The 13,559-nt window shown below is 40.9% G+C and carries 13 protein-coding genes; 12 read left to right on the top strand and 1 reads right to left on the bottom strand.

Going from position 1 to position 13,559, the window contains the following annotated elements:
- The first annotated feature begins 57 nt into the window (after positions 1-57).
- The 9 genes from spoIIIJ to CCK98_RS00685 all read left to right on the top strand — a co-directional run bounded on the left by spoIIIJ (position 58) and on the right by CCK98_RS00685 (position 9,563).
- Positions 58-834: a YidC family membrane integrase SpoIIIJ gene (spoIIIJ, locus tag CCK98_RS00725; RefSeq protein WP_088084884.1), complete on the top strand. Its 777-nt coding sequence runs from the start codon at positions 58-60 to the stop codon at positions 832-834.
- Positions 831-1,457 carry an RNA-binding cell elongation regulator Jag/EloR gene (gene jag / locus CCK98_RS00720; RefSeq protein WP_088084883.1) on the top strand — a complete coding sequence of 209 codons (627 nt, stop codon included), beginning with the start codon at positions 831-833 and terminating at the stop codon, positions 1,455-1,457. Before spoIIIJ ends, jag begins: the two co-directional genes overlap by 4 nt.
- Before the next feature lie 297 nt (positions 1,458-1,754).
- Entirely contained in the window at positions 1,755-3,140 is a 1,386-nt protein-coding gene (gene mnmE / locus CCK98_RS00715) for a tRNA uridine-5-carboxymethylaminomethyl(34) synthesis GTPase MnmE (protein ID WP_088084882.1), read from the top strand.
- A 16-nt stretch (positions 3,141-3,156) separates the two neighbouring features.
- Positions 3,157-5,046, top strand: coding sequence for a tRNA uridine-5-carboxymethylaminomethyl(34) synthesis enzyme MnmG (gene mnmG, locus CCK98_RS00710; RefSeq protein WP_088084881.1), 1,890 nt, complete (start codon positions 3,157-3,159; stop codon positions 5,044-5,046).
- Positions 5,047-5,067: 21 nt separating this feature from the next.
- Positions 5,068-5,784, top strand: coding sequence for a 16S rRNA (guanine(527)-N(7))-methyltransferase RsmG (gene rsmG, locus CCK98_RS00705; RefSeq protein ID WP_088084880.1), 717 nt, complete (start codon positions 5,068-5,070; stop codon positions 5,782-5,784).
- A 114-nt stretch (positions 5,785-5,898) separates the two neighbouring features.
- The gene (gene noc / locus CCK98_RS00700; protein WP_088084879.1) at positions 5,899-6,762 is read left to right on the top strand and encodes a nucleoid occlusion protein; all 864 of its coding nucleotides are present in this window, start codon (positions 5,899-5,901) and stop codon (positions 6,760-6,762) included.
- 393 nt (positions 6,763-7,155) lie between these two features.
- On the top strand, positions 7,156-7,917 hold the full coding sequence (locus CCK98_RS00695; protein WP_088084878.1) for a ParA family protein: 762 nt from the start codon (positions 7,156-7,158) through the stop codon (positions 7,915-7,917).
- Entirely contained in the window at positions 7,910-8,758 is an 849-nt protein-coding gene (locus tag CCK98_RS00690) for a ParB/RepB/Spo0J family partition protein (protein ID WP_088084877.1), read from the top strand. Before CCK98_RS00695 ends, CCK98_RS00690 begins: the two co-directional genes overlap by 8 nt.
- Before the next feature lie 88 nt (positions 8,759-8,846).
- Positions 8,847-9,563, top strand: a complete 717-nt coding sequence (locus CCK98_RS00685) for a DUF554 domain-containing protein (protein WP_088084876.1) — start codon at positions 8,847-8,849, stop codon at positions 9,561-9,563.
- A 45-nt stretch (positions 9,564-9,608) separates the two neighbouring features.
- On the opposite strand, the gene yyaC is transcribed toward CCK98_RS00685, so the two are convergent.
- The gene (gene yyaC / locus CCK98_RS00680) at positions 9,609-10,229 is read right to left on the bottom strand and encodes a spore protease YyaC (RefSeq protein WP_088084875.1); all 621 of its coding nucleotides are present in this window, start codon (positions 10,227-10,229) and stop codon (positions 9,609-9,611) included.
- 162 nt (positions 10,230-10,391) lie between these two features.
- On the opposite strand from yyaC, the gene CCK98_RS00675 reads away from it, so the two are divergent.
- The 3 genes from CCK98_RS00675 (at position 10,392) to CCK98_RS00665 (ending at position 13,559) form a co-directional block, all read left to right on the top strand.
- Positions 10,392-11,258, top strand: coding sequence for a mechanosensitive ion channel family protein (locus CCK98_RS00675; RefSeq protein ID WP_088084874.1), 867 nt, complete (start codon positions 10,392-10,394; stop codon positions 11,256-11,258).
- Positions 11,259-11,272: 14 nt separating this feature from the next.
- Positions 11,273-11,470 carry a DUF951 domain-containing protein gene (locus CCK98_RS00670; protein ID WP_026568062.1) on the top strand — a complete coding sequence of 66 codons (198 nt, stop codon included), beginning with the start codon at positions 11,273-11,275 and terminating at the stop codon, positions 11,468-11,470.
- 82 nt (positions 11,471-11,552) lie between these two features.
- Positions 11,553-13,559, top strand: coding sequence for a molybdopterin-dependent oxidoreductase (locus CCK98_RS00665; RefSeq protein ID WP_088084873.1), 2,007 nt, complete (start codon positions 11,553-11,555; stop codon positions 13,557-13,559).

Genomic DNA, 13,559 nt, shown 5'->3' with positions numbered 1-13,559 from the left:
GTACATAGATTTGATTCTAAACTGTTCATTATCTTTATTGTAAGGAGGAAAATTTGGTTGAAAAAACGAATATTACTAGGTATTGGTTTACTTTCTGTATTTATGTTCCTAACAGGATGCAGTGAAATTAAGAAGCCAATCACATCGGAGAGTTCAGGCTTTTGGAATGAGTACATTGTCTATCCTTTATCCTGGTTGATCAAGGAAGGGGCGCTTATTCTCGGGGGCAGTTTTGGGTTATCGATTATTGTCGTAACTATCCTGATCCGCCTTGCGATTTTGCCGCTAATGATCAAGCAGACAAGAAGTTCAAAAGCGATGCAGGCATTGCAGCCAGAAATGGCCGAACTGAAAAAGAAATATAGTTCTAAAGATCAAAAAACACAGCAAAAGCTGCAACAGGAAACCATGGCACTTTTTTCAAAACATGGTGTAAATCCAATGGCTGGCTGTTTTCCATTAATTGTACAAATGCCAATTTTAATTGGTTTTTACCATGCCATCTCACGAACAAGGGAAATTGCAAACGATAATTTCCTATGGTTTGACCTTGGTGATAAAGATCCTTACTATATTTTGCCGATAGTAGCAGGTATAACCACGTTTATTCAGCAAAAAATTATGATGGCTGGACAAGATCAGAATCCACAAATGGCGATGATGCTTTGGATGATGCCAATCATGATTGTTGTTTTTGCCTTTAGTTTCCCCGCCGCGCTTTCGTTGTACTGGGTAGTAGGAAATATTTTTATGATTGTGCAAACCTATTTTATTAAAGGACCGGATTTGAAAATGGCAAAAGCATCCGGTAATGCGGGAGGAGCAAAAAAGTGAAACAGGTAACTGCTACAGGACAAACTGTCGAAGAAGCAGTAAAATCAGCTTTAGCTCAATTACAAACCAGCAAAGACCGCACAGATATTGACATTATTGATCAAGGGAAAAAAGGGATTTTTGGTATTTTTGGTTCACGTCCAGCTGTTGTAAAAGTAACCGTCATTATTGATCCCATTGAAGAAGCAAAGAAATTTCTTACTCAAGTAAGTGAACAGATGGGAGCGCCCGCAGAAATAGAAATCAAACGCGACGGTAAACATGTTCATTTTATTATGACGGGTGAAAAGATTGCGTTATTGATTGGAAAAAGAGGTCAAACATTAAATTCGCTTCAATATTTGACGCAATTAGTGCTAAATCGTTTTTCGAATCAGTATTTAACCGTGATCTTGGACGCGGAGGATTACCGAAAAAGAAGAAATGAAACGCTGATTCAATTAGCCCATCGTCTCGCCCAAAAGGTGGTTAAGTCAGGAAAAGATGTAACCTTAGAGCCGATGCCTTCCTATGAGCGAAAAGTGATTCATGCTGCTTTATCTGATAATAAACGCGTCAAAACACTTTCTGATGGATCGGAGCCTCATCGCTTTATTGTGATTACTCCAGCATCAAAAAGATAAGGATTTAAACTTAAAAACAAAATCACAAAGGCATCCTATTGAATGATAGGGTGTCTTTTTTTGTCGAATTTTAAAAAAATGAGCCTGTTGATAACATTCAATTTTTTCACATTTTTCGTTTTATTGTTATTCACATGTGGATAAGTTAAAATAATAATGAGATAGAAGTGAATTGTGGATTAATTATTTGGAAGAGGGATTACTTTTTCCACAGAAAATGATGTGGTATTCTATTGTTTTGGAGAAAAAATATTTTTTATATATATGAACCGATTTTTTAAATGTGAGGTGAAGGAAATGGAATCTGATACGATTGCGGCAATATCGACTCCGATGGGCGAGGGTGCGATTGCGATTGTGCGTTTGAGCGGGGATGAAGCATTCCCGATAGCAGACAAGCTATTTAGGAGTATCGGTGGGAAAAGGCTGACTGAAGCAGCAACCCATACGATCCACTATGGACACTTGATAGACCCTAATACGGGGCAAGTGGTTGAAGAGGTTATGGTGTCTGTCATGAAAGGGCCAAAAACTTTTACAAAAGAGGATGTTGTTGAAATAAACTGCCATGGCGGGATTGTTTCTGTGAATAGAGTTCTTCAGCAGGTGTTAACGAATGGAGCGAGACTCGCGGAACCTGGAGAGTTTACAAAAAGGGCATTTTTAAATGGACGGATTGATTTATCCCAAGCGGAAGCGGTAATGGATTTAATCAGGGCAAAAACGGATCGCGCGATGAACGTCGCCTTGGGACAAATGGAAGGGCGCCTGTCGAAATTAATTCGAAGACTACGGCAGGAGATTTTAGAAATCCTTGCCCATGTGGAAGTGAATATAGATTATCCGGAATATGACGATGTCGAAGAAATGACTCATAAGATGTTAGCAGAGAAGGCCCATTTTGTTCGGGAAGAGATCAAAAAGCTATTGCAAACGTCGGAACAGGGGAAAATTTTACGAGAAGGACTGTCTACTGCGATTGTTGGCCGTCCGAATGTAGGAAAATCCTCGCTATTAAACAGTCTAGTTCATGAAAACAAGGCGATTGTGACAGATATTCCTGGAACCACAAGGGATGTAATTGAAGAATACGTGAATGTTCGCGGTGTCCCATTGCGACTTTTGGACACGGCAGGAATTAGGGAAACCGAGGATATTGTCGAACGAATTGGAGTGGAGCGTTCCCGCCAAGTTTTACAAGACGCGGATTTAATTTTGCTTGTTTTAAATTACGCTGACAAGTTAAGTATGGAAGATGAGCAGCTTTTTGAAGTGGTCAAAGGGATGGATGTTATCGTTATCGTCAATAAAACGGATTTGCCGCAGCAAATTGATCTGGAGAAAGTGAATGAGTTAGCAAAAGAGCATAAGATTGTCACTACTTCACTACTTGAGGACCGTGGCGTCGATGAGCTAGAGGAAGCGATCGCTTCGTTATTTTTTGCAGGCTCGATTGATGCAGGCGATATGACCTATGTTTCAAACAGTCGTCATATTGCACTATTGCACCAAAGCTTAAAGACAATCGAAGAAGCAATTGATGGGGTCGAAATGGGTACCCCTATTGATATTGTTCAAATAGATTTAACAAGAACATGGGAATTACTTGGCGAAATCATTGGCGAGAGTGTCCACGAAAGCCTGATTGACCAGTTATTTTCGCAATTCTGTTTAGGGAAATAGAAAGAGGAGTGACTACATGCAATACGAAGCAGGAAATTATGACGTTATTGTCGTTGGAGCAGGCCATGCCGGCTGTGAAGCGGGCCTTGCGGCGGCGAGACTTGGCGCCAAAACATTAATGATTACCATCAATCTTGATATGGTTGCCTTTATGCCATGTAACCCATCCGTTGGCGGACCAGCTAAGGGGATCGTCGTTCGTGAAATAGATGCTCTGGGTGGGGAAATGGGTCGAAATATTGATAAAACCTATATCCAAATGAGAATGCTGAACACGGGAAAAGGTCCAGCTGTCCGCGCGTTAAGAGCGCAGGCTGATAAATTTGCTTACCAGCATGAAATGAAAAAAACACTTGAGGAAGAACCGAATCTAACCTTACTCCAAGGGATGGTCGAGAAACTGATTGTCGAGGATGGAATTTCTAAAGGGGTTATCACAAAGACAGGTGCGGTCTACCGCTCAAAAACGGTCGTCATTACAACCGGAACCTATTTGCGTGGGGAAATTATCCTTGGTGAGTTGAAATATTCAAGTGGTCCAAATAATCAGCAGCCATCGATTAAGCTGTCAGAACATTTAGAGGAGCTTGGTTTCGACCTTGTCCGTTTTAAGACTGGAACCCCGCCACGTGTTAATAGTAATACGATTGATTATAGTAAAACAGAAATCCAGCCTGGCGACGAAGTTCCACGATCTTTTTCCTATGAAACAACGAAATATATTACGGACCAACTGCCATGCTGGTTGACCTATACCAATGAACGCACCCATCAGTTAATTGACGCCAATCTACATCGTTCTCCAATGTATTCCGGAATGATTAAAGGGACAGGACCAAGGTATTGTCCATCGATTGAAGATAAGGTCGTCCGCTTTAATGATAAGCCGCGCCATCAGATTTTCCTTGAGCCTGAAGGAAGACACACAAAGGAAGTCTATGTACAGGGTCTATCCACGAGCTTACCGGAAGATGTACAGCAGGAAATTCTTAAAACCGTTCCAGGGCTTGAAAATGTGCAAATGATGAGAGCTGGATATGCGATTGAATACGATGCGATTGTGCCAACACAGTTATGGCCTACCCTGGAAACCAAAGTGGTTGAAGGACTGTATACGGCGGGTCAAATTAATGGAACTTCCGGCTATGAAGAAGCAGCAGGACAAGGAATCATGGCTGGTATCAATGCAGGACTGAAAGCGATTGGCCGTGACCAGTTAATTTTAAGTCGTTCCGGTGCGTATATTGGAGTTTTAATTGATGATTTGATCACTAAAGGAACAAATGAGCCATACAGATTGTTAACGTCAAGAGCAGAGTATCGCCTACTGTTACGACATGATAATGCTGATTTACGCTTAACCGAAATAGGCCATCAAATCGGACTGATTCGTGATGACCGATACGAACGATTTTTAGCAAAGAAAGACGCAATTGAGGCTGAAAAGCAGCGTTTAGAGTCGACGTTTTTGAAACCGACGGCTGAGGTTCAAGAGCTGATTCGAAGCATTGGCGGCAGTGAATTAAAGGATGGAATCCGCGCTTCTGATTTATTAAAAAGACCAGAAATGAACTATGAACTGCTTGAAACCATTTTTCCAAGTGATGTCAGCCTTGATGAAGATGTGAAGGAACAGGTTGAAATCCAGTTAAAATATGAGGGCTATATTACCAAGTCACTACAACAGGTTGACCGCTTAAAGAAAATGGAAGATAAGAAAATCCCTGAGAATATTGATTATGACATGGTGTCAGGCCTTGCGACAGAAGCCAGACAGAAACTAAAACTAGTCAAACCGCTATCAATTGCCCAGGCATCCCGGATTTCAGGAGTGAATCCAGCGGATGTTTCGATCCTGCTTGTGTACCTAGAACAAGGCAAAATAGCTAGAGTTTCAAATGAATAATTATGTGAGGAAGATTATTGAATGATCATTGAACAATTTGCAGCAAACCTAAGGGAAAAGGGGATCTCCCTTTCAAGTGAACAGCTCGGCCAATTTGAAATGTACTTTGAGACATTGGTCGAGTGGAATGAAAAAATGAATTTAACCGCCATTACTGATAAAGCTGAAGTGTATCTAAAGCATTTTTATGATTCGATTACGGCTTCCTTCTATTTTGATTTTACAAAGCCTTTCCATCTTTGTGATGTGGGGGCGGGAGCGGGGTTCCCTAGTATTCCGCTAAAAATTGTTTTCCCACATATCGAAGTGACGATTGTTGATTCACTAAACAAGCGCATTTCGTTTTTAAATCATCTCGCGAAGGAATTAAAATTGGAAAATGTTCATTTTATTCATGATCGCGCCGAAACCTTTGGGGTAAATCCAAATTTCCGCGAAAATTTTGAAGTCGTAACCGCTAGGGCCGTGGCAAGAATGTCTGTGTTGAGCGAGCTCTGCCTGCCACTTGTTAAAGTAGGCGGACACTTTATTGCCATGAAAGCTGCCCATGCGAAAGATGAATTAGAGATCGGTCAAAAGGCAATTTCCATTCTGGGCGGCAGGTTGGAAGATATGCACACCTTTACATTGCCAATGGAAGAAAGCGAGCGGAATATTTTAATCATTAAAAAGGAAAAACAAACACCAAAGAAATACCCGCGCAAGCCTGGGACACCAGGAAAGACACCGATTGAATAAGAAAAACGGATTTGGAGTGCTAACAATTTTTCAATAAACATGTTATTCTAGGCAGGAAGAATGTCTGTATTCAGAGAATAAGTAATAGGGAGTTTCGTAAAGGTGGTGTTGGGGATGAAGCAATCGTTTACACGCTTTTTTGGCCTCGGCGATAAGGGAGAACAAGAGGTTGCGCTTGAAAAAGAGCTAATTGTAGAAAAAAACGAGGAAATAAAAAAGATTCCAATTGACCATATTGTTGCAAACCGATTTCAGCCTCGTACGGTTTTTGATGAAGAGAAAATTGAAGAATTAGCGCGAACAATTCACATTCATGGGATCATTCAACCGATTGTCGTTAGAGAGTTTGCCATTGACCAATATGAAATTATTGCTGGGGAACGCCGTTTTCGTGCGATGAAAAAGCTCGGTTGGACCGAAGCACCAGCCATTATAAAAAATTTATCAGATACTGAAACGGCCTCTGTTGCTTTAATTGAGAATTTACAACGGGAAGAGCTGTCGCCGATTGAAGAAGCGATGGCGTATGGGAAATTGCTGGAATTGCACAATTTAACCCAAGAAGCATTAGCACAACGCCTTGGGAAAGGGCAGTCAACCGTTGCCAACAAGCTTCGTCTTCTTAAATTGCCGCAGCCTATTCAAGAGGCATTGTTAAATAAAATTATTACAGAGCGTCATGCACGTGCACTGATCCCTCTTAAAGATCCAGAAAAACAAGTGGTGCTATTGGCTGAAATTATTGAAAAGAATTTTAATGTCAAGCAGACAGAGGAACGTGTGGTCAAACTGCTTGAACAAAAAAGCGAAAAGCCAAAGCCGAAACGGAAGGCTTTCAGTAAAGATATGAGAATCGCCGTAAATACCATCCGTCAATCATTAACAATGGTAACGGACAGCGGGATTAACCTCGATGCTGAAGAAGAAGAATTTGATGAATTCTACCAATTTACAATTCGCATACCAAAGAAAAAGTAAGATCAATAGAATAATAGATGCTAGAACCAAACGAAATCACAAGTTTGGTTCTTTTTATTATGTTAAAGATCAATATTGATTTTGGCACTATGTTGATTGGAGCGGAAATCAACATTTCAGTATAAATAGCCTTTACTTGAGGAATTTTCGTAATAAATAGTAATTTATGGATAATTAATGTCCATTCCCCCTCTAAATCACAGATATAAACTAATTGAAAATTTGAATATTTTTAGAAAAAATCCAACAACCTTTCTGTTTCATGCTAAAATAAAGGAATGGAAATTTTCCTATCATAAATTCAGTTTAGATTAGCCAAATGACTAGTATTTTAATAGAATTTAATAGAAACATAGAATAAAACTTTGAGAGAATAAAAGGGTAGGTGACATCGTGGGCAAAATTCTTGCAATCGCGAATCAAAAAGGCGGAGTCGGTAAAACGACTACCTCTGTCAACCTAGGGGCCTGCTTAGCATATATTGGGAAACGTGTCCTGCTAGTCGACACGGACCCGCAGGGAAACGCAACAAGCGGGATTGGTATTGAAAAGGCAGAAGTTGACCAATGCATATATGATGTTTTAGTAGATGATGTAGAAGCAAAGGATGTTATTAAACAAACATCGGTCGAAAATTTGTATGCGATACCAGCAACAATTCAGCTGGCAGGAGCAGAAATTGAATTGGTTCCGACGATTTCTAGAGAAGTTCGTCTGAAACGAGCACTTGGAGAGGTTAAAGATCAATTTGATTATATTATTATTGACTGTCCGCCATCGTTAGGCTTATTGACGATCAATGCGTTAACGGCCTCTGATGCTGTCTTAATTCCTGTTCAATGTGAGTACTATGCGTTAGAAGGCTTAAGCCAATTATTAAGTACAGTAAGACTTGTTCAAAAGCATTTGAATCAGGATTTGAAAATTGAAGGCGTCTTATTAACGATGCTTGATGCTCGAACCAATCTTGGCCTTCAAGTAATTGAAGAAGTAAAAAAGTATTTTCAAGATAAAGTGTATAAAACCATTATTCCAAGGAATGTCCGTCTAAGTGAAGCACCAAGCCATGGGGAACCAATCATTACTTATGATTCGAAATCGCGTGGTGCTGAGGTGTATTTAGATTTAGCGAAGGAAGTGGTCTCAAATGGCTAAAGGTTTAGGAAAGGGACTAAACGCAATTTTTACGGATGTTGGCAAGGAAGAAACAGTTCAAGAAATCAAGCTTAAGGAACTGCGCCCCAACCCTTACCAGCCGCGAAAAACCTTTCAACAAGAGGCAATTGATGAATTAAAAGATTCTATTTTAGAACATGGAATCATACAGCCAATCGTCGTTAGAAAAAGCCTTAGAGGGTATGAAATTGTTGTCGGTGAACGGCGTTTTCGGGCTGCAAAGGAAGCAAAGCTTGAAACAGTCCCGGCTGTTGTCCGCGACCTTTCAGAGCAGCAAATGATGGAATTGGCCGTCCTTGAAAATCTGCAGCGGGAAGATTTAAATCCCATCGAAGAGGGTTTAGCGTATCAAACATTAATGGAAAAGTTAAAGCTAACCCAAGAAGAGGTAGCGAAGCGATTAGGCAAAAGCCGGCCGCATGTAGCGAACCATGTTCGTCTGCTTTCCCTCCCTCCGAACATTCAAGAGTTAATATCCACTGCTAAGATATCAATGGGACATGGCCGTGCCTTGTTAGGACTCAGGGAAAAGGCAAAAGTTCCTGCATTAGTGGAAAAGATCATCAAGGAAGCGCTCAGCGTCCGTCAGTTAGAAAAACTGATTCAGCACTTAAACGAAAGTGTTTCACGTGAAACAAAAAAGCCAGAAAAGAAAAAAGATGTGTTTATCCTGGAACGTGAACACACCCTGCGTGAACGGTTTGGAACGACTGTAAACATTAAGCAGAATAATAATAAAGGGAAAATTGAAATTGAATTTTTCTCTCAAGATGATCTTGAACGAATTCTGGAAATGCTTGATCAAAATGAATCCTTATAACCATCATTTCGATGGTTTATTTTTTTGGGTAAATATGATAGTTTATTAGGTATATATTTCGAAGGTCGAAGAAAAAGGTGGAAATAGGATGTTTTTATTAGGAACACTTGTAAATGGGCTGTTAATAGTCATTGGAACGCTTCTTGGGAAGTTGTTAAACCGCATCCCAGAAGGAATGAAGGTTACTGTCATGTATGCCATCGGGTTGTCCGTCATGGTTTTAGGGTTGCAAATGGGCTTGAAGAGTGAAAACTTTCTCATTGTTATTATTAGTTTGGTGGTTGGAGCTGTGGCCGGCGAGGCTCTCAAATTAGAGGATAAATTAAATGACTTAGGTATATGGCTTGAGCAGAAAGTCGGCTCTAACAATGGAAAAGGGAGTATCTCAGAAGGGTTTGTCACTGCTACCCTCATCTTTGTAATTGGGGCGATGGCGATTATTGGTGCACTTGATAGCGGCATCCGCGGCGATCATGCTGTTTTGTACACCAAATCATTGATCGATGGATTTACGGCGTTAATCTTAACGACAACTTTAGGGATAGGCGTTATTTTTTCTGCGATTCCGGTTGTCCTTTATGAAGGGTTGATTGCCCTGTTTGCTACCCAGATTGATCGATTTGTTCCCCAAGCATTAATGGATCAGTTTATTGTTGAAATGACGTCTACGGGTGGGATCATGATTTTTGCGATTGGCCTAAATTTAACCGGAATGGTGAAAATTAAAGTAGCCAATTTGCTGCCAGGCATTGTTGTAACGGGACTGATTGTAACCGTTCTTTATTATTACCATCACTATTTGTAGCCAATAGAAATAAAAGAGCAATCGGATATAACACCGTTTGCTCTTTTAATTTGTCTTCTCTTCTTCGAGCCAATTTAAGTTTAATTCCGTCCAGGTTTGTTTAGGGTATAACAGGCTTGCTTGATAGATCCCATTGGCAATCGTTTTTGCCATTCTCATGACAAGATTTAAGCGGGTGTTTTGCAGGACAAAAAACTCCATAAACCCACTGACATTGACGATGCCGGTGATATGTATATCTCCGACCGCTGGAAGTTCTTTGTTTACTCCAGCTCCTGGTTTGACAGGACCATTTCCTAATTGAATGACTCCGACATTTTTAATCCTGCCCAAACAAGCATCAATCCCAATAATATAGGGGTCATCATGTTTTGCATGGATTTCCTTTAGTTTTTCAGAAAGATTGACGGCATGAATCGGTTCATCTAATGTTCCGTACACATAAAACGACCTTATACCCTTTTCTTCCAGCAGTGTCCCAACAAGTGGTCCTAATGAATCCCCTGTGGAGCGGTCGGTACCAATACAAACAAAGACAATTGGGCGCTTTGTCAGACTGGGAATCACAGCAAGCAACTCTTCAGCTAGATTTTCAGCCGCATGCAAATCATCGTGGCTGATTCGCGTCTTAGCCCTCCTGTCAAAAAAACTGGTCTTCAGATTCATTAAGTCACTCCCTCGCAGTAAATAGTCTTATTAGTATACGGAATTTTCAGTAAATCTATACATGAACTGGGGAGAAAAAGGAAAATTCATTATGCTATTAACTGCGCAGAATAATTGCTAAAATAGATGTGGATTATGAAGTTATTAGAGGATGGTGTCTGAATGAGTCTCACACAAAAGGGAATGCAAAAATTAATCGATAAATTTCAAAATGAAGATACATGGTTGAATATGGGTGAAGCCTTTCTAAAAATCCTTGCGATTTTGGTCATTACCAATATCTTGATTCGAATTGGAAATTTGATGATCCATAATATCTTTAAAATTAGAAACCTCTCTCCGCTCAATACATCAGATCGGCGTGAAGAAACGCTCTCAAGGCTGCTTGATAATGTCCTTTCTTATGTGGTTTATTTTATCGCTTTTATGATGATCCTTTCTGTGTTAGGAATTGATGTAAAAGCACTGATTGCCGGAGCGGGGGTTGTTGGTTTAGCCGTTGGTTTTGGTGCACAAAGTTTAGTGAAGGATATTATTTCTGGCTTTTTTATTATTTTTGAGGATCAATTTTCAGTCGGTGATCATGTTCGCATAGGACAATATGAAGGTAATGTCGAAACTATAGGGTTAAGAACCACAAAAATAAAAAGCTGGACCGGGGAACTGCATATTTTACCAAATGGCAGTATCATCGAAGTAACCAATTTCTCAATAAATAATAGTATCGCTGTTGTTGATATTGCCATCGCCTATGGTGAGGACATAGCCAAGGCGGAAAAGGTAATTGAGGAAACCATTCAGTTTATGCCTGCCCAATATGAAGAGTTAGTTAAAGCCCCTGAGCTATTAGGGATTCAAACAATGGGTGCAACCGAGGTTGTTTTACGGGTTGTCGCAGAAACACAGCCTATGAAGCAAGCGGCTGTTTCTCGAAATATTCGCAGGGATATCAAGCTTCAATTAGACGAGAATGGCATTAAAGCACCAACTCCAAGAGTGGTCATGTATGGATCTGAACAACCAAAATAAGGGGAGATTTTGCAATGGAAGAAAAAGAATTTGCCTTAAATGATGTTGTCGAGATGAAGAAACAGCATCCCTGTGGAACAAATCGTTGGAAGGTGATCCGCATGGGGATGGATGTTCGGATCAAATGTGAGGGCTGCGGTCACAGCGTTCTCATACCAAGGAGGGAATTTTCAAGGAAAATGAAGAAAATTTTGGTGAAGCATGAGGAGTAGTTCATGCTTTTTTTTAATGGAAAACTATATTATTCTTATTAGAAAAGTAGAAATAGAATTTTTCACATAGGGGATGGGGAAATTGGCACAAATACGTAAGGCAGCATGTCCGTTAAATTGCTGGGATAGCTGCGGTTTTAATGTAACAGTCGAAAATGGCCGGGTCATTAAAGTAGAAGGAGATCCCTCCCATCCGATCACACAAGGGAAAATTTGCGGACGGGGACGGATGCTCGAAACAAGGACAAACTTCTCGCAACGGTTGTTGCATCCATTAAAAAAGATAAACGGTCAATTTGAGCAAATTTCCTGGGAACAGGCACTTAATGAGATTGCTGATAAATTAAAACAAATAAAAGAACAGTACGGTTCTACCGCTGTTTTACACAGCCATGACTATGCGAATAATGGCTTATTGAAAAACCTCGACCAGCGTTTCTTTAATTGCTATGGCGGTGTGACCGAGCTTTACGGCTCGCTCTGCTGGGGAGCAGGAATTGAAGCACAAAAGTGGGACTTTGGCGATGCTTACAGCCACGAACCAGATGATCTTTACAACAGCAAAAATATTATTGTCTGGGGACGAAATGTCGCCCGCACAAATATGCACTTTTACGAAAAACTTTTAGAAGCGAAAAAGCTTGGCGCGAAACTAGTGGTTATTGACCCTATTTTTAATGCAACGGCGAAAATTGCCGATGACTATATATCGATCAAACCTGGGATGGACGGACTATTAGCGGCGGGAATTATCAAGGAAATGCTCCGCTTAGGAGTAGAAGACCGCAGTTTTATTGAGCGATTTACCGCGGGCTTTGATGAGGTGGAACAGCTCCTTAACAGCATCTCAATCGAAAAAATTAGTGAAATGACGGAAGTCCCTTGTGAAGTGATCACTAAATTAGCTCATGTTTATGGGGACAAACCAACTTCTACCTTTATGGGGCTTGGCTTACAACGCTATAAAAATGGCGGCAATACGATTCGCTTCATTGATGCCCTTGTTGCATGCAGCGGGAATATTGGCATTGCCGGCGGCGGCGCCAACTATGCCAACCTTCAAGTTGGACAAAGCTTCGTGTTTGAGGAGTTGACCCTGCCAACTCGCAAACAAAAGCAGCGCCAATTTTCAATTATGAAACAGGCAGAAGAAGTGTTAAAGGCAATAGGCCCAGAAATTCAGATGATTGTAGTGACGTGTGGGAATCCCTTAACCCAGGTGCCTGACACCCAAGTGGTTGAAAAAGCCTTCTCTTCCGTAGCGACGCTGGTGGTGATTGATCAATATATGACGGACACAGCGCAGCATGCCGATTATGTGTTGCCGACCACAACTGCCTTTGAGGAAGAGGATATTTATTATTCTTCGATGTATCATCATTATGTTAATTATGGTCCTAAGCTTGTAGAAGCACCGGGTGAAGCCAAACCGGATTTATGGATCTGGACAGAATTAGCAAACAGACTCGGTTTTGGGGCGGATTTTAATTTTTCAAGAGAGCAATTCCTAAAGATGGCCTTTCAAGCATTGGAAGAAAAGGGTGCATCTCTAGAAACTTTAATGGATAAGCATACATTAGAATTGCCGGTACTCGCCATCCCATGGCAGGACCGAAAGTTTAAAACACCATCCGGTAAGTTTGAATTCACGGCACAGTTAGGTCAACGTAGCGGCAGCGATGGACGGTTAACCTTAGCTGTACCCGCAGAGTCTAAATGGGAAAATCCGAAGCTTGCTGAAAAATATCCATATAGTCTGCTGACGATTCATCCGATGCGCTCTAATCACTCGCAGAACTATCACCTTTATGCAGTGACACCAAAAGTGAAGGTGGAGGTTGCCAAAAATATTGCTGATGTTCTCGGTTTGCAAAAGGATGATTTTGTAAGGGTCTGGAATGACCGCGGCGAAGTAAAGGGCTATATTTCGATAGCAGCGGCTGCCCATCCGAACACCATTAATATCGATGAAGGAATTTGGAAGCAGTTTGGCGGGTCTGTTAATCACCTGACCTCGAGCGAGGCATCTGATAATGGTCTTGGGAGCACCTTATATGATTGTCTCGTGAATATTGAAAAGGTCCATTAA

The sequence above is a fragment of the Bacillus sp. OV166 genome (assembly GCF_900177675.1).
Lineage (GTDB): Bacteria > Bacillota > Bacilli > Bacillales > Cytobacillaceae > Neobacillus.
The sequence above is the reverse complement of the archived record's forward strand: the minus strand, read 5'-3'. Positions and strand labels throughout refer to the sequence as shown.

What these genes read in the sequence shown, in the direction of transcription:
- mnmE (WP_088084882.1), top strand. Translation starts at nt 1,755, where the DNA reads ATGGAATCTGATACGATTGCGGCAATATCGACTCCGATGGGCGAGGGT.
- mnmG (WP_088084881.1), top strand. Translation starts at nt 3,157, where the DNA reads ATGCAATACGAAGCAGGAAATTATGACGTTATTGTCGTTGGAGCAGGC.
- rsmG (WP_088084880.1), top strand. Translation starts at nt 5,068, where the DNA reads ATGATCATTGAACAATTTGCAGCAAACCTAAGGGAAAAGGGGATCTCC.
- noc (WP_088084879.1), top strand. Translation starts at nt 5,899, where the DNA reads ATGAAGCAATCGTTTACACGCTTTTTTGGCCTCGGCGATAAGGGAGAA.
- CCK98_RS00690 (WP_088084877.1), top strand. Translation starts at nt 7,910, where the DNA reads ATGGCTAAAGGTTTAGGAAAGGGACTAAACGCAATTTTTACGGATGTT.
- CCK98_RS00685 (WP_088084876.1), top strand. Translation starts at nt 8,847, where the DNA reads ATGTTTTTATTAGGAACACTTGTAAATGGGCTGTTAATAGTCATTGGA.
- yyaC (WP_088084875.1), bottom strand. Translation starts at nt 10,229, where the DNA reads ATGAATCTGAAGACCAGTTTTTTTGACAGGAGGGCTAAGACGCGAATC.
- CCK98_RS00675 (WP_088084874.1), top strand. Translation starts at nt 10,392, where the DNA reads ATGAGTCTCACACAAAAGGGAATGCAAAAATTAATCGATAAATTTCAA.
- CCK98_RS00670 (WP_026568062.1), top strand. Translation starts at nt 11,273, where the DNA reads ATGGAAGAAAAAGAATTTGCCTTAAATGATGTTGTCGAGATGAAGAAA.